This window comes from Melittangium boletus DSM 14713, from assembly GCF_002305855.1.
Lineage (GTDB): Bacteria > Myxococcota > Myxococcia > Myxococcales > Myxococcaceae > Cystobacter > Cystobacter boletus.
The window spans coordinates 1,995,410-2,013,497 of record NZ_CP022163.1 but is presented as its reverse complement, the minus strand read 5'-3'; the positions used below and the strand labels follow the sequence as shown (position 1 = coordinate 2,013,497).

The 18,088-nt window shown below is 68.1% G+C and carries 16 protein-coding genes and 1 pseudogene; 2 read left to right on the top strand and 15 right to left on the bottom strand.

The window, feature by feature from the left end; genetic code table 11:
• Nucleotides 1–48: 48 nt before the first annotated feature.
• A pseudogene (locus MEBOL_RS08470) lies at nucleotides 49–216 on the bottom strand (DUF1338 domain-containing protein); the annotation flags it as partial.
• A 168-nt stretch (nucleotides 217–384) separates the two neighbouring features.
• Between MEBOL_RS08470 and MEBOL_RS42640 the strand changes: the two are divergent.
• Complete coding sequence (locus tag MEBOL_RS42640) at nucleotides 385–1,002, top strand: hypothetical protein (RefSeq protein WP_245919562.1); 618 nt, start codon at nucleotides 385–387, stop codon at nucleotides 1,000–1,002.
• Nucleotides 1,003–1,007: 5 nt separating this feature from the next.
• Here MEBOL_RS42640 and MEBOL_RS08455 read toward each other — a convergent pair whose 3' ends face one another.
• Nucleotides 1,008–1,358, bottom strand: a complete 351-nt coding sequence (locus tag MEBOL_RS08455; protein WP_095976938.1) for a hypothetical protein — start codon at nucleotides 1,356–1,358, stop codon at nucleotides 1,008–1,010.
• 363 nt (nucleotides 1,359–1,721) lie between these two features.
• Between MEBOL_RS08455 and MEBOL_RS08450 the strand changes: the two genes are divergently transcribed.
• On the top strand, nucleotides 1,722–4,055 hold the full coding sequence (locus MEBOL_RS08450; protein ID WP_425437603.1) for a discoidin domain-containing protein: 2,334 nt from the start codon (nucleotides 1,722–1,724) through the stop codon (nucleotides 4,053–4,055).
• Between the two features lie 88 nt (nucleotides 4,056–4,143).
• Here the strand turns inward: MEBOL_RS08450 and MEBOL_RS08445 are convergent, their stop codons facing one another.
• The 13 genes from MEBOL_RS08445 to MEBOL_RS08390 form a co-directional block, all read right to left on the bottom strand.
• Nucleotides 4,144–5,502 carry a cation:proton antiporter gene (locus MEBOL_RS08445; protein WP_095976936.1) on the bottom strand — a complete coding sequence of 453 codons (1,359 nt, stop codon included), beginning with the start codon at nucleotides 5,500–5,502 and terminating at the stop codon, nucleotides 4,144–4,146.
• Nucleotides 5,499–6,326, bottom strand: coding sequence for an iron-containing redox enzyme family protein (locus tag MEBOL_RS08440; RefSeq protein ID WP_095976935.1), 828 nt, complete (start codon nucleotides 6,324–6,326; stop codon nucleotides 5,499–5,501). The genes MEBOL_RS08445 and MEBOL_RS08440 overlap by 4 nt, the downstream gene beginning before the upstream one ends.
• A gap of 42 nt (nucleotides 6,327–6,368) precedes the next feature.
• Nucleotides 6,369–7,742, bottom strand: coding sequence for a cytochrome P450 (locus MEBOL_RS08435; protein ID WP_095976934.1), 1,374 nt, complete (start codon nucleotides 7,740–7,742; stop codon nucleotides 6,369–6,371).
• Nucleotides 7,727–8,806: an alpha-hydroxy acid oxidase gene (locus tag MEBOL_RS08430; RefSeq protein WP_095976933.1), complete on the bottom strand. Its 1,080-nt coding sequence runs from the start codon at nucleotides 8,804–8,806 to the stop codon at nucleotides 7,727–7,729. The genes MEBOL_RS08435 and MEBOL_RS08430 overlap by 16 nt, the downstream gene beginning before the upstream one ends.
• 21 nt (nucleotides 8,807–8,827) lie before the next feature.
• Nucleotides 8,828–10,381: an NAD(P)-binding domain-containing protein gene (locus tag MEBOL_RS08425; protein WP_095976932.1), complete on the bottom strand. Its 1,554-nt coding sequence runs from the start codon at nucleotides 10,379–10,381 to the stop codon at nucleotides 8,828–8,830.
• Nucleotides 10,382–10,516: 135 nt separating this feature from the next.
• On the bottom strand, nucleotides 10,517–11,737 hold the full coding sequence (locus MEBOL_RS08420; RefSeq protein WP_095976931.1) for an IS3 family transposase: 1,221 nt from the start codon (nucleotides 11,735–11,737) through the stop codon (nucleotides 10,517–10,519).
• A gap of 56 nt (nucleotides 11,738–11,793) precedes the next feature.
• Complete coding sequence (locus MEBOL_RS08415; RefSeq protein WP_095976930.1) at nucleotides 11,794–13,065, bottom strand: radical SAM/SPASM domain-containing protein; 1,272 nt, start codon at nucleotides 13,063–13,065, stop codon at nucleotides 11,794–11,796.
• A gap of 26 nt (nucleotides 13,066–13,091) precedes the next feature.
• Nucleotides 13,092–13,268 (bottom strand): hypothetical protein, encoded by a 177-nt coding sequence (locus MEBOL_RS41815; RefSeq protein ID WP_170115467.1) that lies wholly within the window; start codon nucleotides 13,266–13,268, stop codon nucleotides 13,092–13,094.
• A 97-nt stretch (nucleotides 13,269–13,365) separates the two neighbouring features.
• Entirely contained in the window at nucleotides 13,366–13,926 is a 561-nt protein-coding gene (locus MEBOL_RS08410) for a hypothetical protein (protein ID WP_095976929.1), read from the bottom strand.
• Nucleotides 13,927–13,973: 47 nt separating this feature from the next.
• Complete coding sequence (locus MEBOL_RS08405; RefSeq protein ID WP_095976928.1) at nucleotides 13,974–14,771, bottom strand: heme ABC transporter ATP-binding protein; 798 nt, start codon at nucleotides 14,769–14,771, stop codon at nucleotides 13,974–13,976.
• Nucleotides 14,768–15,817, bottom strand: a complete 1,050-nt coding sequence (locus MEBOL_RS08400) for a FecCD family ABC transporter permease (RefSeq protein WP_095976927.1) — start codon at nucleotides 15,815–15,817, stop codon at nucleotides 14,768–14,770. Before MEBOL_RS08400 ends, MEBOL_RS08405 begins: the two co-directional genes overlap by 4 nt.
• A gap of 10 nt (nucleotides 15,818–15,827) precedes the next feature.
• A complete protein-coding gene (locus MEBOL_RS08395) occupies nucleotides 15,828–16,754 on the bottom strand; it encodes a heme/hemin ABC transporter substrate-binding protein (RefSeq protein ID WP_245919560.1) in 927 nt (308 codons plus the stop codon).
• A gap of 99 nt (nucleotides 16,755–16,853) precedes the next feature.
• Entirely contained in the window at nucleotides 16,854–18,035 is a 1,182-nt protein-coding gene (locus tag MEBOL_RS08390) for a serine/threonine protein kinase (protein WP_095976925.1), read from the bottom strand.
• Between the last annotated feature and the right edge of the window lie 53 nt (nucleotides 18,036–18,088).

Genomic DNA, 18,088 nt, shown 5'->3' with positions numbered 1-18,088 from the left:
CGAGAACACCGCGTTAGCGTTTCGTCATGTCGAAGAGGGCACGTGCCCGCGGGCCAAGAGCGCCGTGCCTCCCCCCTGCCGGGCGAGTGAGCGCAGCGCGATGTGCTCGTTGTGGAAGCGGCCGCCCGAGAGTCGCGCGAAGGTACGTGCGTAGGGCACTTCGGAGGCATATCGCTCCCACAGCAGGTCCAGCAGTCGGGTGGCTTCGAGGCTCATGCTTCGCTCTCTTAGCCGGAAGACGAGGGGCCGCCCAGCGGGATGGGACCCCGCGCTGATAACCCGGAGTTATCACCCCCATCCCTTCCTTGTCTTGGCACTCGCATGCGCTCGGACGCATTGTTTCCCTCAGCCAGGGCTGGTCCCTCGCGGATGGGAAGGAATGTCATGGGTCTCGCTGCCCTCGCCGGATTGGGATCCGGAGCACTTCACGCCGTCTCCGGTCCGGATCATCTGCTGAGTCTGGCGCCGCTGTCCCTGGGACTGCGCCGGAGGGCCTGGCGTGTGGGCCTCATGTGGGGACTGGGCCATGCACTGGGCACCCTGGTGTGCGCGTCGATCGTGATGGTCGTGGCCTCGATGCTCGACCTCGAGGTGCTGAACGCATGGGGAGACCGTGCCGCGGGGGCGGCGCTGCTGGTGATGGGGGTGGTGGGGCTGCGCCGCTGGGTGACCTCGCGCCACTCGCCCGCTCGGGGAGCGTCCCCGGTGAACCAGGGCACGAAGACGCCTTGGAGCGTGCTCGTCATCGGCCTCATCCATGGCCTGACCGGCGCGGCGGCGGTGCTGTTGCTCCTGCCCGCGGCGGTGTCGGCCTCGGCTGCGTGGAAGGCGCTCTACCTGGGTGGCTTCGCCCTGGGGAGCACGCTGGCCATGGCGGGATTGACCGCGGCGTTGGCGGCCACCTCGCGCGTCATTCCCCGGCCGGAAACACTGCTGCGCCATGGGCCCGCCGTGGCCTCGTTCGGCTCCATGCTGCTGGGCGGCTGGTGGGTCCTGGTTTGATGTGCCTATTTCCCCGGGCGGAAGCGCATGGCGCTCCAGACGGCGTCGATCGCGACCTGACGCACACCCTGGATGCCGTGCTTCTGTAGGTGTTGCCAGAGGATGTCCCGGTTGAGGTCCGTGCCCAACTGCCCCGCCTTGGGGTACGCCACCCAGGCGAGGCGGTCTTCCTTCGCGGCCTCGATGAGGGGCGCGCACTTCGCATCCGTCTCGGCGAGCGTCTTGACGAAGACGAGGAGGGCTTCCGCCTGGGTGGAGGTGGTGGCCACGACGTCGTCGAGGTCGACGTCCGCGGGCTTGCCAACGACGCGGACCTTCATGCCTTCCTTGAGGTTCAGTTTCTTCGCGAGGCTCATCGATCAGCTTCCTACCACTTCGCGGAGCCCGCCCCAGGGCATGACCGCCACGAAGAGGGGATTTCCAAGTGTCTTGTTCGCGACAGGTTAGTGCATCGCGTCAATTCATGGAAATGTGATTTTCCAGGCAACCCCTGGAAACAGCGAGAGAATCGCCTGTATCCTGCCAGCGCTATTTCCTCCCCCCATTCTTGGAAACAAGGAGCTGGTTTCATGCTTCGCAGAAAGATCACGCCCACAATGCCTGTGTTGGCCGCCGTCGCGGGCCTCTGCTCGCTCTTCCCGGGTGTTTCCGGCGCGGTTCCCGCCTCCCAGGCGAATACGACTCTGTTCGGTCCTCGTGTCTATGTCTTTGACCCGACCATGTCGGGGACCGACATCAACAATGTCGCCACGTCTATCTTCCGGACCCTGGAGTCCAATGAGTTCAGCAGCGAGCGCTATGCGCTGCTCTTCAAGCCGGGCGCGTACAGCGTCAACTTCAACGTGGGCTTCTATACGCACGTCGCCGGTCTGGGTCAGAACCCCGACGACGTCACGGTCAACGGCGGCGTGAACGTCAATGCCGACTGGGACAATGGCAACGCCACCCGCAACTTCTGGCGTGCCATCGAGAACCTCGCGATCGTCCCGTCGAACGGCCAGACGCAGATCGCCGTCTCCCAGGCCGCTCCCTTGCGGCGCTTGCACATCAAGGGAGAGCTGCACCTGTTCGACTTCGACTCGAACTGGAACGCCGGCTGGGCCAGCGGCGGATTTCTCGCCGATTCCATCGTGGATGGCCTCGTCGTTCCCGCGTCGCAGCAGCAATGGCTCTCTCGCAACAGCCAGTGGGCGAGATGGAACAACGCGGTGTGGAACATGGTCTTCGTGGGTTCCAACAACACGCCGACGGGCCAGTTCCCGGAGCCTCCCTACACGGTGGTGACGAAGACGCCCGTCATCCGGGAGAAGCCCTACCTCTACGTCAACGGCGCGGGGCAATACAGCGTCTTCGTCCCGGCCCTCCAGACGAACACGCAGGGCGCGAGCTGGGCCTCCGGCGCCACGCCCGGTCAGTCCATCTCCATCGATCAGTTCTACATCGCCCGTCCGGAGACGGCGAGCGCCGCGAGCATCAACTCCGCGCTGGGACAGGGCAAGCACCTGCTGTTCACCCCCGGCGTCTACCAGCTGAATGACACGATTCGCATCACGAACGCCAACACCGTCGTGCTCGGAATTGGTCTCGCCACGCTGGTGCCCACCAGCGGGCAGGTGGCCATGTCCGTCGCCGACGTGGACGGTGTGAAGGTCGCGGGTCTGACCTTCGATGGTGGCCCGGTCAATTCCCCCAGCATCCTGGAAGTGGGCCCCACGGGCAGCTCGAGGGATCACTCCGCCAATCCGACCTCGCTCCACGACATCACGGTCCGGACCGGTGGTGCCCTGCTCGGCCGGTATGACGTGGGTATCAAGATCAACAGCAACCACGTCATCGGCGACCACTTCTGGCTGTGGCGCGCGGACCATGGAACGGGTGCTGGATGGACGTCCAACGTGTCCAAGAACGGTCTGGTCGTGAATGGCAGCCAGGTCACGATCTACGGCTTGTTCAACGAGCACCACAATGAGTACCAGACCCTCTGGAACGGCAACGGCGGCCGGGTGTACTTCTACCAGTCCGAGATTCCCTACGACGTCCCCAACCAGTCGTCGTGGATGAGCAAGAATGGCACGTTGAACGGCTACGCGTCGTACAAGGTCGCCGACTCGGTGAGCACCCACGAGGCCTGGGGGCTGGGCATCTACTCCTACTTCCGGGACGCGGCCGTGAAGCTCAACAGCGCCATCGAGGCCCCCGCGGTCCAGGGCGTCAAGTTCCACCACATGACCACCGTCTGGCTGAACGGCACGGCCGGTAGCGAGATCACCCACGTCATCAACAACACCGGTGACCGGGTCTATGCGAACTCTCCCGCCACCGCCATGCGCCAGACCGTGACCGAGTTCGCGGGCTCCGGTGGCGGGACGAACGACACCCAGGCGCCGAGCGCGCCGGCCGGTCTGACCGCGACGGCGGTGTCGAGCAGCCAGATCAACCTGAGCTGGAACGCCTCGTCGGACAACGTGGGCGTGGCGGGCTACGACATCTTCCGCTCCGGGGTGCAGATCGCCTCCTCGACCACGACGTCGTACAGCAACACGGGCCTGACGGCGGCGACCGCCTACAGCTATACGGTCAAGGCGCGGGACGCGGCCGGCAATGTCTCGGCCGCCAGCAACACCGCCAGCGCCACCACGCAGTCGGGTGGCTCCACGGGCGCGGCGCTGTCGCGCGCCGGTTGGACGGCCACCTCGTCCCCCACGAGCGGCGACGTGCCGGCGAACCTGCTGGACGGCAACATGGCCACGCGCTGGAGCACGGGGACGCCCATGGTCAACGGCCAGTCGATCACCATCGACATGAAGGCCTCGAAGACCTTCAACAAGATCGTCATGGACTCCACGGGCAGCGACGGGGACTACGCTCGTGGCTACCAGGTGTTCGTGTCGAACGACGGAGCCAACTGGGGCAGCGCGATCGCCACGGGCGCTGGCTCGGGGCCGGTCGTGACGGCCACCTTCGCGGCGAGGAGCGGCCGCTACCTCCGGGTGGTGCAGACCGGCTCGAACTCGAGCTGGTGGTCCATCCGCGAATTCAACGTGTACTACTGAAGCAACGGTTGTCCCTCTCGTCGTGAAACGGCCTTGCTCCAGCGCGTCCCTGGAGCAAGGCCGTCCCGCGTTGAGGCCCCCTGGGAGGTCAGGTGCCGCGTGGGAGGGGTTCCTCGTTGAGCGGAAGCGAGGGCGTGTGCCGCTCCTCTCCGCGCAACAACCAGCGGATGAGGGGGGTCGCGATGAACGTGGAGAGAATCGCCATGATGACGAGCATGGTGAACATGCTCCGGGGGAGGACGCCCAGGTCGTAGCCGACGTTGAGCGCGATCAGCTCCATGAGGGCCCGCGTGTTCATGCAGACGCCGAGGACCATCGCGGAGCGGTGGTTCTCTCCCACGAAGCGCGCGCCCGCGTAGGCGCCTCCGAACTTCGAGACGAAGGCCACCGCCACCACGAGCAGGCAGGTGATCACCTCGTTCACGGAGGACAGCGCGCCGATGCTCGTGCGCAGCCCCGTGTACGTGAAGAAGATGGGAAGGAAGAAGGTGTTCACCAGGGGCGACACCCGCGTCTTCCACTCTTCCACGAAGCGGCGGTCGTCGTGCAGGGCCACGCCGATCACGAACCCTCCGATGATGGCGAACACGCCGATGAGGGACGTGATGGACGCGGACGCGAACACCGCGAGCAACATCAAGGCCACGGCGCTCGTCTCGAGCCCCCCCTGCCGCCGCAGGTGGTTGCCCACGAAGCGTTTGAGCAGCGGCCGCGCCACCAGGAGCACGAAGGCCACGTACGCGGCGAGGCTCCCCATCCGGAAGAGGAGCGTGGAGGTGGCGAACTGGTGCTGCACGAGGAGCGTCACGACTCCCAGGATCAACCACCCGGCGATGTCGTCGATGGCCGCCGCTCCGATGCTCAGGGCCGCGATGCGCGTGTGTGACAGACCCAGCTCCATGAAGATCCGCCCCAGGATGGGGATGGCCGTGATGGACATGGCGATGCCGAAGAAGAGCTGGAAGCCGAACAGGGAGGGGCGGGGTTCGGCGAGCCGTTCATGGAACCAGGGGGCGCTCAGGTAGCCCATGGCGAACGGCAGCATCAGCCCCGCGAGACTCACCACGACGATGGACTTCTTCGACGTGCCCAGGTTGGCCTTGAACTCGAACTCGAGGCCAATCTGGAACATCAGCAGGACGAGGCCAATCTGGGAGAGCGCGACGAAGGTCTGGGAGGTGGAGCCATCGAACAGGGTGTTCATCAGGCCCGGCGCGAGCGCGCCGAGGACGCTGGGGCCCAGCACCAGGCCGGCGAGAATTTCTCCCGCGACGTTCGTCTGGCCGAGCTTCCGGGCCACGTACACGACCAGGCGTGTCGCCGCGAGGATCGCGATGAACTGTGCCAGCAGGTGCAGGACGAGTTCTTCCGCCTTGGTGCCGACGGCCGACTCGCCGCCCTGCGCGGCGGCCTGAACGAGGGACGGGAGCAGTGTGAGCGCGCTCATGAGCGCACCTCCGCCGTGGAGTCCACGTGCGCGGCGCGACGGCACAGGTCGTCGAAGTAGCGCCCGGACGTCTCGAGCGCCGCGGCGATCCCTTCCGCGATGGGTACCCGCACGCGTGGGTCGAGGCGCACGCTCGCTCCGATGACGTTCTTGTTCCAGTCGTCGGCGTGGTCATCGTCACAAGCGAGGTGGATGCGGATGAACTCCAGGTCGGCGGCCTCGAAACCCAGGCGCTCCAGCCCCTGGCCCATGTTCTCGAGCCGGTAGTGGGCGATGGCCTCGGTCGCGTAGAGGGCGCCCACGAGGTTCCAGGGCTCGCGGTAGTAGCCGTAGTAGAGGACGAGGCAGCGGTTGACGAGGCTCGGGTACGACGTGATGGACACGCCAGGGCCGGCCTTCGTCTTCACCGCGAGGAACAGCCGCCGCATCAGGTCCGCGTGGGGCACGGGTTCCAGTTCGTCCTGGATGTTGCGGAGGACGGCGGCTCGCGCCGTGTCGCCGAGCGGCAGGTCGAGCGTGCGTTGGATGAGCGGGAGGAAGGAGGGATAGGGGGCGTTCTCCAGGAGGAACGTCGCGTATTCGCGCACGTCCACCTCGCGGGCCAGGCGGCCATACCAGGGGTGGCTGGACGCCGGATGATGGAGGATGGCGGCGCCCCACTCGGATTCGGGAATCGAGAGGAGCGCGTTCGCGTAGGTGCTCCGCTGTCCGTGTTCTCGCTCCCACCACTGCCGGAGCGCGCGCTCCTCCTCCGGCTCGAGACGAGTGCCCATCCGGGCCACGCACGCCTTCATCAGTTCCGAATCCGTGAGACGTTCCATCATGCACTCCGTTGTTCGTTGGGGGGTGATCCAGGCGGCGACGGCTCAGGCGTTTCGTCCCGTGAAGGGACAACCCGAGGGCTTCGTCCCGAGAGGTGCCGCCTCGCGCCCGGCTTCGAAGTGGCGCTGGCAGAGCTTCATGCGGCGCGCGTCCAGGACCATGTAGGTCCCCAGGAGGAACTGCAGGACGCCGCGCCCGGCGTCCTCCCAGGGCTCGCGCGCGCGCATGGACGCGAGGAGTGACGCCCGCGCGTGGGGCTCGGGGGGCGCGTCTCGTGGCTCCAGCACGCACGGTCCCCGGTTGGGCAGCGAGCGCGTATGGGTCGCCGACGAGAAGGCCCGGAAGCGCCGGATCATCTCGCGCGCCACGGCCTTCATGGTGACGAGGGCGAGGGCCTGGGCGGGGCACGGACGGTTCGCCGTGGCCCCGAAGGGCATGTAGTTCGCCTCCCGGGCCGACTGGTTCAGCCAGCGCTCCGGATCGAAGCGCTCCGGGTCCTCGAAGCCCGCGTGGTGGTAGGCCTGATAGTTGAAACAGAGGACCGAGCCCTTCGGGATGGGGGGGACGTCCTCGAGGGCGATGTCCTGCGTCGTGATGCGGTGGGCGATGCCGAAGAGGGGATGGACCCGGAGGGATTCGGTGATGATCCGGTCCAGGTAGCGCTCGTCGTCCAGGGTGTCCGCGAGCCGCGCCTGGACTTCCTGGTCCTGCGCGAGGAACAGCAGGAGGTGGGCCATGGCCTCGGACATTTGCACCACGGCCGTGTTGAAGAAGACGCCTTGCAGGTAGAAGGCCCGCTCCTCGAGTGACAGGCAGGAGGGAAGCTCGTGTGGGACGGCGTTCGCCTCGAGCCGCTCGCGCAGATAGCGGGTGAGCCGCAGGCGCCTGCGCATGTGGCGAGGGCTCAATCCCTTGAGCGCCGTGACGACGTCGTCCGCGTTGCCCACGATGAGGTCGCGGGCCCGCCGGGGGCACGGCTCGCCGAAGACGACCTCGTAATAGAACTCGGCCCAGATGGGCATCATCAGGTCGCGCAGGCGCACGCTCGTCGCCTTCCGGATGCCTTGCTCATCCAGGACGTGTGCCGCGCACCGCGCCGCGCGCTCCTCCGCGACCTTCCTCGGGAGCGCGAGGATGCGCTTGGTGACCCGGGCGACTTCCTCGTAGCGCTCACCGGGTTCGATGTGCTCCTGGTGAATCTCGGCGCCGGGGGACAACCAGTACCAGAAGAGGTCGGACAGGCCCGCGCCCTCGCTCCGGCCGTTGGCGGCGGGGTGCGAGTACAGCTCCTTGAAGCGCGACACGTCGATGCGCTCACCGGGGACGGGGATGCCCTCCTCGCCGTTGATGCGCGTGAAGATGCGCGTGCGCAGTCCGATGATCGCGGCGGGCAGCCTGGAGGTCAGGAGGTTCGCCATCGCTGTTCCAATCGTGAGAGGTGCAAGAGTTCGGGACCGGCGTCGTCCGCCGAGCCGCAACCACACAGGGTCAGGGCGCGCTCGAGCTCCGAGCGCAACAGCGCGAGGACATGCGCGACCCCGGCCTCGCCCCCCACCGCGAGTCCCCAGAGCACGGGGCGGCCGATGGCGACGGCGCGGGCTCCCAGGGCGAGCGCCTTGAGGGCGTCCGTGCCGCGCCGCACTCCGCCATCGAGCAACAGGGGGAGGCGGCCCCCCAGGGCGTCCGCGAGGGCCGGAAGCAATTCGAGGGGAGCGGGGACCGTGTCGAGCTGGCGGCCCCCATGGTTGGAGACGAAGAGCGCGTCGACGCCGCTCTCCAGGGCCCGCTTCGCGTCCGCCGGGTGCAGCACGCCCTTGAGCGCGATGGGCAGGGAAGTGGTCCGCCTCAACCACTCCACGTCCTCCCAGGTCAGGGCCGGGGAGAACGCGATGGGGCGCGCGGGCCCCCGCTCGCCATCCGGGCCGAGCGGGCGCATGTTCTCGCAGCACATGCCGGGTGGCAGGTCCGTGAAGCCGTTGCGCAAATCCCTCTCGCGGCGGCCGAACACGGGCGAGTCGACGGTGACGACCAGGGCCTTGCAGCCCGCCGCCTCCACGCGCCGCACGAGCGCTTCGGTGAAGCCTCGGTCGGGCTGGAGGTAGAGCTGGAACCAGAGGGGGCCGCCCGCCTGGGCGAGCTCCTCGATGGCGGTGGTCGACGCCATGCTCACGGTGAGGATGGCGCCCGCCGCCGCGGCGGCCCGGGCCGTGGCCCGTTCACCCTCGGGATGGGCGAGCCGGTGGAAGGCGGTGGGCGCGATGACGATGGGCAGGGCCACGCGGCAGCCGAGCAGATCCGTGTCGAGCCGGGGCTCGCCCCGTCCGCGAAGGACCCGGGGGATGAGGCCGAGCCGGGCGAACGCGTCTTCGTTCGCCCTCAGCGACACCTCGTCGTCGGAGCCACCCGCGAACAGGTCATGGATTCGGGGATTGAGCAGGGAACGGGCCGTGGCCTCGAGTTCCCTCAGGGAGAGTGCCTTCATCGCATCGGGGGCGGTGCGCGCTCACGCCGCGGCCTTGGCGAGCTCCCGCGCGAAGAAGGCTCGCAGGGGCGCGCGGTGGGTGGTTTCCCACGTCCAGTCGTTCTCGAGGTTCTCGGTCACGTGGTGTGTCGCCACGAGTTGCCGCTGGTGGTAGCAGCGCACCACGGGGTGCAGGTAGCGGCCTTCCCCGGAGCGCATGGCATCGTCCTGGGCGATGCGGCCCACCTCGACGTCGAAGGGGTCCACGTCCGCGTGGCCGGGGCCGTACTCCAGGCTGATGGTGAAGTGGCACGGGGTGTCGCCGAGCGAGCTGTCCTGGACGTAGGCGAGCGGCACCTCCTCGAGGTACTTCGCCTGGCCGTCGCTCCCGACGACGATGGAATCGCCCAGGAAGGCGAACTGCTGCCAGAGGGCGGAGCTGCGGTTGACGCGGGCGAGCACCGCCTCCATCAGGGCGTCGGGCTCGGCCGGGTGCGCCTGATGGGGCCACTCGGCGCCGTGGTACTTGCGCTCGAGGATGCGGTGCAGGGCGCGCACGCTGTAGCGGAAGCCGTGGATGAAGCCGCCGGTGGACTTCTTGAAGTCCCTCACCTGGCCGAGCGTGCCCGCGAAGTAGAGGCCCGGGACATTCGTCGACTCCCACTCGGCGGTCTGGCCTGGGAAGCGGTCGCGGATGACGAGCTCGGGCCGGCAGCTGTCGTCGAAGATGGACGCGTCGAAGCGGAAGCCCGTGCAGAGGATGATGCGGTCGTAGCGCAGGTCGCGTTTGACTTCGTTGGCGCGCGAGAAGCTCAGGGTGACGTGGAAGCCATCCTCCTTCTTCTCGATCCGCTCGACGTTTCCATCCAGCAGGGCGTTCTGGGACTTGAGCTGGTAGGTGTCCAGGAAGTTGTTGTTCACCGCGCGCAGGTGGCCCACGTAGTGGGTGCGCCACGCCATGCGGATGGAGGACGGGCCCGCCACGTGGATGACGGCGGCCGTGGAGATGAGGTTGTCGGCGGTCTCGAAGGCGGAGTTGCCCTTGCCGAGGATGAGCACGCGCTGGTTGATGAAGTCCTTGGGCTCCACGGACACGTCCCCGTAGAGCTCCGCGTGCTCGATGCCGGGGATGGGGGGGATGTTGTGCTGGGAGACCCCCGTGGCGACGATGAGCCGCTTCGCCTCGAAGGCACGTCCTCGCGAGTCCTCGACGCGGAAGCCGCCCTCTGGCGTGCGCGTGACGCGGGTGACACGGGTGTCGTACTGGATGGGCAGACGGTGCTTGCTCGCGAAGTCGGCCAGGTACTTCACGAGCACGTCGGCGGGCGGGAAATAGCGGTCCGTGTACCGGGTGATCAGGAGCTCCGGGTCGTCCGACAAGAGGGAGTTCCAGTCCATGCGGAGGTTGAGCTCGGCGTCGCTCGTGCCGTTGTGGACCTTGTTGACGGAGATGAGCGTGCGGTGGCGGGGATAGGTCTTGAAGAACGTTCCGGCCGAGGAGCCCGCCTCGAGGATGAGGAAGTCACGGCCTGTCTTGGCGAGCAGGGCGCCCAACTGCAGTCCCGCGGGGCCCGCGCCAATGATGAGGTAGTCCATGGTTGTGCCATCTTCTCGAGGGGCATCGTGTGGATCGTCTCGATGCCGGGGGGCCCCTCGTCGTCTCCGTTCGAGACGACACGCAAGCTGGCACGTGACACTCCGCGGCTCCCTCGTGGGCGCCCCGGGCGGCGCTCACTCGGGGCCTGGCGACAGCGAGGCGGGGCTTGACGCCCCGTTGAGTGTCAACGAAGTTGTCGCCGGAATGCGGACCCGGGTGCGTGGGGGCTCGGTGGGGGGAGCCCAGTGGCGGATGTGACGAGACCACCGCCCGGGGCGTTGGGCGCGAGCGTGCTCATAGAGCCGCGCGCGGCGCTGGAAGACCCGCGCGTCGCGGCCGAAGTACCGATCATCCGGAGTGACGTAGCCCAGGCGGCTGTGCAGGTGCTCGCGGTTGTACCAGTCGACGAAGCGCGAGACCCAGGCCCGGGCCGTCGCGGCGGAGGAGAAGTGCTCGCGTGGGTAGCTGGGACGGCCCTTGAGGGTGCCGAAGAGGGACTCCACGAAGGTGTTGTCGTTGCTCACCCGCGGGCGGCTGTAGGAGGGGACAATGCCCAGCCGCCGCAGCGTCTTCACCAGGGCGCTGCCCTTCATGGGGCCGCCGTTGTCGGCGTGGAGGATGAGCCCCGAGGGCTCTACACCCTGGCGGTGGCACACCTGCCGGATGAGCAAGGCGGCGCGCCGGGCGCTCTCCTCGAGGTGGATGCGCCAGCCCATGATGCGCCGGCTGAAGACATCCATCACCAGGTACAGGTAGAGAAAGGCGCCTCGCTCCGGGCCTCTCAGGTAGGTGATGTCCCAGCTCCAGATTTGATTGGGAGCCACGGCGGCTTGCTCTGGCGGGGAATGGGATGGAGCGCCGCCGCCGCGAGCGGACGGGGTCCTCCTTTGCGCGCGCAGCAGCCGGTACAGCGTGGATTCCGAGGCGAGATAGCGGTCCTGATCCGCGAGTCTCGGGACGATCTGCCGGGGAGAGAGCCCTTGGAACGAGGGAGAGCGAAGCAACTCCAGGGCGAGACGTCTCTCGTGTTCATCGAGCCGGTTGGCCGGGGCGCGCCGTGTCTGGCTTCGCCCGTCCCGTGCATGAGCGGGGTGGCGCCAGCGTTGGAGGGTTCGCGAGGACAGGCCCAGCAGACGGCAGGCGGAGGACTGGCGAGCGCCCTCGATGATGGCCTGCTCGACGAGCCCTCGGACCTGACTCCGGACATCCGGAGGGTGACGCCGGCCCCTGCCTCCCAGCGTGAGTCCTCGTGCCCTCGTGGACAGCCTCAACAGCGCTCGTGCTTCCGACAGCGCCCGTTGTTGGCGCTTGTGTTCTCGCTCGAGTTCCCTCACCCGCGCGGCCATGACATCCATCCGAGCATCTTCTCAGAGGGACATTTGACTCCGCACCGGCTCCGGGCCGGGCGTCGCTACGCCGCTCCAGCCGGGGCCTGGTGCTCGCCGGGGATGGGGAAGAGCTCCCAACCCGAGGGCCACGCCACGCGCTCGTAGGTGAAGCGGTGGGGGTCGTTCTCGGGCCAGGGCGCATTCAACGGCTCCTCGATCAAGTCGAAGACGCCGTGGTCGAAGGGCTTTCCCGGGCCCGGCGTGCCGGGAACGACTCGCTCGCGCAGGCCCCGCCCGGCCAGTTCCAGCGAGCGGTGGTGGCAGAAGGGGTTGTTGCCGCGCCGGTCGAAGAGCACGTGCGCCTGCTGGGTGCATCCGCCCCGGCAGGCCGCGGCGTACTTGCAGCTTCCGCAGTAGCCCCACATGTGCGCGGTGCCCTCGTCCGTGCCGGCCGCCACGTTGAAGGTGAGCTCGCGTGACTCCAGGATGTCGGTCAGGGGCTGCTGGCGGATGTTGCCGCCCACGTACTCGGCCGGCAGGGTGGGGCAACCCTTGATGCCGCCGTCGGCATGGATGCCCAGCACCGACAGCCCCGCCTTGCAGCCCGCCCACACCTTGCCCACGCTCGAGAAGAGCAGGTCGTCATACGGGCCGAAATAGCCAATGTCATTGGCGGGCACCAATGCCACGCGCGACTCCTCGCGGGCGCGCAGCGCGATGCGGGCGAGCATCCGGTAGAAGTCCGGCAGCTCCGCGGGCTGCAACAGCATCCACGCGTTGTCCGCTCCATTGCCCATGGGCGTGGTGAGCTGCACCTGCCAGGCACGGATGCCCGCGTCCCTCAGGCGCTCGTACAGCGCGGGCAGCTCGGGGGCGGACAGGCGGTTGATCTGCGTGTTGGCGCTGAACGGCAGGCCCACCTCGCGGAAGTGGCCCAGCGTCTGGAAGCAGAAGAGAAAGGACTTGGGACGGCCACGGATGCGATCGTGCGTGGCTTCCAATCCGTCCACGGAGACGGAGACGTGCGCGATGCCCGCCTCCTTCATGCGGCGCGCCGTCTCGCGCGACAGGCCATAGCCGCCCGTCGTCATGGTGCAGCGCATGCCGTGATCGGTGATGGCTCGCGCGATGTCGAGCCAGTCGGGGCGGAGGAATGCCTCTCCGCCCTCGATGGTGACTTCCTGGATGCCCACCTCGGCGAGCTGGCGGACCAGGTCGAGCGCCTCCTGGGGAGAGAGCTCGTCATTGCGCTTGTCCCCCGCCCGGGAGCCGCAATGGCCACAGGCGAGGTTGCACTTCAGGGTGAGCTCCCACACGGCATACGCCGTGCGGGGCTGAACGACTGGAGGCGGCATGGGCGGGGGCGCGCGAACCGGGGTGACTAGAACTTGGGCTTGAAGATCTCGTCCGGCGGAGGAGGCGGCAGGCCGTACTTGGCGCCACCACCGCGCACGCTCTCCAGGGAGTTCTCGTCCAGCTCGAGCACTTCGCGAGCACGCTCGTTCTGGCGCTCGATGACCTTGCTGCGCGGGAACTTCTTCTCGACCTTCGTCGTCATGGCAGTCCCTTCTGGATGGAGAAGCAATAAGGTTAAATGAAGTGGCCCATATGCTGTCAATCCGGTGGGGCTGTTTTCGCCACGGTTGTTTTTGGGCTCACCGGCCCGTTGGGCGTCTTCGGGCGACACGTTGGCGGACCGCCTCGATGAAGGGCGTCTTCTCCACGCCCAGGTCCATCCCCAGGTTCTCGGCGATGGTGCGCAGGTATTCGATACAGGGCGGGTCCTGGGGCTTGCCTCCATCCACGAACAACTCGCGACACGAAGGGCAGTAGTTCACCACCCAGACCCGCTCGCCCTCGGGGATGTCGATGGAGACGGGACTGCCTTCTCCCCCCTCGTCGAAGGGCTGAATGGCCCAGATGCCCGCGGCGTCCTCGTCGTCCATGAGCAGTTGGCGGTAGTTGAGACTGGGCACGAATTCCCAATCACCCCAATCGTAGCCGAACGTCTTCGTCTCGACGCGGCGGGCCTTCCCTCGCGCTTGCTCGAACTCCTCGAAGTGCTCCGGTGCGTCAGCCGCCGCGAAATAGAACAGGTCGAGCACGGCCTGATCCTCGCCCAGCCCCTCCTGCTCACAGGGCTCGCCCGTGGCCTCGCCGCAGTCATAGGAGGCGGGGGTATCGCAGACACTGCATCGGTAGTCGTGAACGCCCATGCGCCGCGACTCTAGCCCAACGCCTGTTTCCCTTCAGCGAACGGCGCTCAGAGGGACTGTTCGCCCGAGACGATGAGCGGGCAGGACAGCCACGGGTGGGCGAGCGCCGTCATGGGGTAGCCGAACGCCCGGCCGAGGATGTCCGTCGTCATGACTTCGTTGGGCGGCCCGAAGGCGAGCGCCTTCCGCTCGGCGAGCACCAGCACCCGGTCCGCGTACTGCGCCACCAGGTTCAGGTCATGGAGGATGAGCAGCGCCGCGATGCCTTCCCGGTTCAAGTCCTTCACGAGCTGGAGCGTCTTGTGTTGATGGGCCACGTCCAGGCTGCTCGTGGGTTCGTCCATGAGCAGCAACCGGTCGCCCGGCGTGCCGTGGATTTGAGCGAGGGCCCGCGCGATGTGGACCCGCTGCTGCTCGCCTCCGGACAGCGTCAGGTAGTCGCGGGTCTCGTACCCGCCGAGCCCCACCCGCTCCAGGCACTCCCGGGCGATGCGCACGTCCTCTCGTGACTCGGGGCGGCGGCGCTGGTGGGGAATCCTTCCCAGCATGACGACCTCCAGCGTCTCGTAGGCGAACTGGAGGTGGGTGGTTTGTGGCACCACGGCTCGCCGGAGCGCCAGCTCCTCGCCCGGGTGGCTCGCGAGCGGCGTGCCGAAGAGCCGGACCTCGCCCTCGCGAGCGGGAAGCTCCCCCGTCACATGTTTGAGCAGGGTGCTCTTGCCCGCGCCATTGCGGCCGATGATGGCGAGGAACTGGCCGGGCTCCAGGGCGAAGTGGATGCCGGACAGCAGGCTCGTCCCGCCGATCCGGCAATGCAGCTCGCGCACGTCGAGGGCCGCGGTCATGGGGTGTGGAGCCTCCGCTGGCGCAGCAGCAGGTAGAGGAAGAAGGGGGCGCCCGCGAGCGAGGTGACGATGCCGATGGGCAGCTCGGAGGGGATGACGACGGTGCGGGCGACCAGGTCCGAGAGCACGAGCAGCGAGGCGCCCAGCAGGGTCGACAAGGGCAGCAGCGCCCGGTGGTTGGAGCCCAGGCTCAGGCGCACGAGGTGGGGCACCATGAGTCCGATGAAGCCGATCATCCCGGACACGGCCACCGCGGCGCCCACGCCCAGCGCCACGAGCGAGATGATGGTCCACTTGAGCCGCTCCACGGGGATGCCCAGGTGCCGCGCGTTCGACTCGCCCAGCAGCAGGGCATTGAGCGGGTTGGCGAGCCAGGTCATGCCCACCACGCACACGAGCACGAGCGGCGCCAGCGCGGAGACAGACGTCCAGGTGGCTCCGGCGAGCGAGCCGAGCTGCCAGAAGGCGAGGATGCGCAGCTGATCGTCGGTCGAGAGGTAGGTGAAGAGGCCCGTGCAGGACACGCACAGCGCGTTGATGGCGATGCCACACAGCAGCATCATCGCGACGTTCGTCCTGCCGTTCTCGTGGGCGAGGGACGAGACGACGAGGATGGCCATGAGGCTGCCGAGGAACGCCGCCACGGGCACGGTGAAGGTGCCGAGCACCCGCAGGTTGAACACGGTGACGGCGGCCACGGCGACCGAGGCCCCGCCCGACACGCCGAGCAGTCCCGGATCGGCGAGGGGATTGCGCAGCAGGCCCTGGAGCGCCGCTCCGGCCACGGCCAGCGCGGCGCCGACGAGCACGCCCATGCAGACGCGGGGCAGGCGGATGGCCTGGAGGACCGCGGCCTGCTGGGGCGTGAAGTCGGTGAGGCGCGGCAGGCCCACCTGCTCGAACAGGATGGAAATCACCTGGGTGGGGCTGATGGACACCGCTCCCGTTCCCAGGGAGGCAATGACGCACGCGAGCAGCAGCGGCACGAGGACGAGCAGCCCCCGGGTCCGTCGGCCCCAGAAGGCCGGCGCGTGGAACCCGGGCATCCCGGAACGTTCAAGGCCGAGGGGTCGCATGCAGATCGTTGAACAGGGTGTCCGCGAACTGGGGGAAGCGGGGGCCGACCCAGCGGATGGTGTCGTCCACGGCGAAGATCTTCCGCTGCTGGCCCGCCGGCGTCAGGGCCACGCCCGGCATCTTCAAGACGCCCTCGGGGCCGCCCACCGCCTTGAGCCCCCGGTGGAGCAGGATGATGGCGTCGGGCGAGGCCTGCACCATGCCCTCCGCCGTCAGCACCTTCGTCCCCGTGGTGAAGTCCGCCGCGTTCTGGCCTCCCGCCAGCTCGATGAGCACGTGGACGCCCGTGTCGCGTCCGTAGACGAAGGCCTCGCCGGGCCCGTGCGCGTAGAGGAAGAGGATGCGGGGCTTCTTCTTCACCGCGGCGATCTTCTTCTGGAGCGCTCCGAGCCGTGTGTCGATGTCCTGGATCATCCGCTGGCCGGCCTCGGGGACCTGGTAGAGCCGCGCGAGCTGGGAGATGCGCCGCTTGAGCCCCTCCACCCCGTCCTTGCTGGAGTTCTCCAGGACGAGCACGGGCAGCTTCGCGCTCCGGAGCTGCTCGGCGGTGGCGGACGGCATGTTCTCCTCGCTGGCCACCACCACGTCCGGCGTCAGGCTGATGATGCCCTCGACGCTCGGATGGTAGGGGTGTCCCACCTTGGCGATCTTCTCCAGCGCGGGAGGGTAGGTGCCCGCCACGTCGGTGCCGACGACGGTGTCCCCCTTGCCCAGCGCGAACAGGATCTCCACCAGCGCGGAGTTGACCGCCACCACCCGCTTGGGCACGGCGACCTCCACCGTCCGGCCATCGATTCCCTTGACGGGCTCCGCTCGGACGGGAGAACTCATGAGGACGGCGCTCACGAGCGGCAACAGCATGGCGAGCTTCTGCATGACGGCGACTCCACTCCGGGCCAAGGCCATGAACGCGATTCCTCGTCAAGAGGAATTGACTGTGATAATCAAAATCAACTTCGCGGCGGACCTTCTCCTCTCGGAGGCGGACTGTCAAGTGGAGGGGGACTAGTCTTCCGTCTCCTCGCTGCGGTCACGCGCGGGGTTGCCCGGGCCGCGAGGGGCGTGCGTGACGACCTGGGCCCGCCGGGCGGGAGGCGCGCTCGCCGGGGCGGTGGGGCGCAGGCGCGGCGGCTGCACGGGGCCCTGGACCGCGCCCACCTTCGTCGCCGAGGGGGAACTCGTCTCGCGCGCCGGGGCCGCGGCCTGCTCCCGCAGCAGCCGCGGGTCGTACTGGATGACGGTGGGCTCGGTGGCGAAGCGCTCGTCCTCCAGTTCGGGGGCGTACAGGTCCTTCATGAAGGCGGTGAGGTGGGCCTGGGTGCCCGGCAGCCGCTCGGACAGGAGGAAGTCCTCCAGCGCGAGCTGGAGCTCTCCAGCGCTCTGGTAGCGCTCGTCGCGCCGGCGGGCGAGGGCCTTCATCACCACGAGGTCCAGCTCCTTGGGGATGCCGGGCACGAGCTCCGAGGGAGGCGGCACCCGGGCGCCCACCACGGCCTTGAGGGTGGCCAGGTCCGTCTCCCGCTTGAAGAGCCGCTGGCTCGTCAGCAGCTCGTGGAAGACGATGCCCAGGCCATACACGTCCGAGCGCGCGTCGAGCTCTTCCCCTCGCGCCTGTTCCGGGGACATGTACGCGTGCTTGCCCTTGATGGTGCCCACCATCGTCTGGGACAGCTTGCCCGCGGCCTTGGCCACGCCGAAGTCGATGAGCTTCACGTTGCCGTTGAAGCCCACCAGCACGTTCTGGGGGGACACGTCCCGGTGGATGAGGCCGAGCCGGCGGCCCGAGGGCGTGCGCGCCTGGTGCGCATGGTCCAACCCCGCGGCCGCGTCCGCGATGATGCGGCACTTGAGCCCCAGGGGCAGGGCGCCCTTGGTGCGGCGGGCACGGATGTTCACCTGATTGACGGACTCGCCCTGCACGTACTCCATGGCGATGTAGAAGACGCCGTCCACATCCCCCAGGTCGTAGATCTGCGCGATGTTCGGGTGGTTGAGCACCCCGGCGATACGCGCCTCGTCCAGGAACATCTGGATGAAGTCCTGGTCCTCGGACAGGTGGGGCAGGAGCCGCTTGAGCACCAGCAGCTTCTGGAAGCCCACGGGTCCCTTCTGCCGGGCCAGGAAGACCTGACCCATTCCACCCGTCGCCAGTTTGCGCAGCAGTTCGTAGCGGCCGAAGGTTTCCACGGGAAGGTCCCACCATATCCGTCCTGGGGGGACCAACGGAAGGGACCCCGCCC

Excerpts from the sequence above, each read along its gene's own strand:
- MEBOL_RS42640 (WP_245919562.1), top strand. The coding sequence starts at position 385 with ATGGGTCTCGCTGCCCTCGCCGGATTGGGATCCGGAGCACTTCACGCC.
- MEBOL_RS08455 (WP_095976938.1), bottom strand. The coding sequence starts at position 1,358 with ATGAGCCTCGCGAAGAAACTGAACCTCAAGGAAGGCATGAAGGTCCGC.
- MEBOL_RS08450 (WP_425437603.1), top strand. The coding sequence starts at position 1,722 with ATGTCGGGGACCGACATCAACAATGTCGCCACGTCTATCTTCCGGACC.
- MEBOL_RS08445 (WP_095976936.1), bottom strand. The coding sequence starts at position 5,502 with ATGAGCGCGCTCACACTGCTCCCGTCCCTCGTTCAGGCCGCCGCGCAG.
- MEBOL_RS08440 (WP_095976935.1), bottom strand. The coding sequence starts at position 6,326 with ATGATGGAACGTCTCACGGATTCGGAACTGATGAAGGCGTGCGTGGCC.
- MEBOL_RS08435 (WP_095976934.1), bottom strand. The coding sequence starts at position 7,742 with ATGGCGAACCTCCTGACCTCCAGGCTGCCCGCCGCGATCATCGGACTG.
- MEBOL_RS08430 (WP_095976933.1), bottom strand. The coding sequence starts at position 8,806 with ATGAAGGCACTCTCCCTGAGGGAACTCGAGGCCACGGCCCGTTCCCTG.
- MEBOL_RS08425 (WP_095976932.1), bottom strand. The coding sequence starts at position 10,381 with ATGGACTACCTCATCATTGGCGCGGGCCCCGCGGGACTGCAGTTGGGC.
- MEBOL_RS08420 (WP_095976931.1), bottom strand. The coding sequence starts at position 11,737 with ATGGATGTCATGGCCGCGCGGGTGAGGGAACTCGAGCGAGAACACAAG.
- MEBOL_RS08415 (WP_095976930.1), bottom strand. The coding sequence starts at position 13,065 with ATGCCGCCTCCAGTCGTTCAGCCCCGCACGGCGTATGCCGTGTGGGAG.
- MEBOL_RS41815 (WP_170115467.1), bottom strand. The coding sequence starts at position 13,268 with ATGACGACGAAGGTCGAGAAGAAGTTCCCGCGCAGCAAGGTCATCGAG.
- MEBOL_RS08410 (WP_095976929.1), bottom strand. The coding sequence starts at position 13,926 with ATGGGCGTTCACGACTACCGATGCAGTGTCTGCGATACCCCCGCCTCC.
- MEBOL_RS08405 (WP_095976928.1), bottom strand. The coding sequence starts at position 14,771 with ATGACCGCGGCCCTCGACGTGCGCGAGCTGCATTGCCGGATCGGCGGG.
- MEBOL_RS08400 (WP_095976927.1), bottom strand. The coding sequence starts at position 15,817 with ATGCCCGGGTTCCACGCGCCGGCCTTCTGGGGCCGACGGACCCGGGGG.
- MEBOL_RS08395 (WP_245919560.1), bottom strand. The coding sequence starts at position 16,754 with ATGGCCTTGGCCCGGAGTGGAGTCGCCGTCATGCAGAAGCTCGCCATG.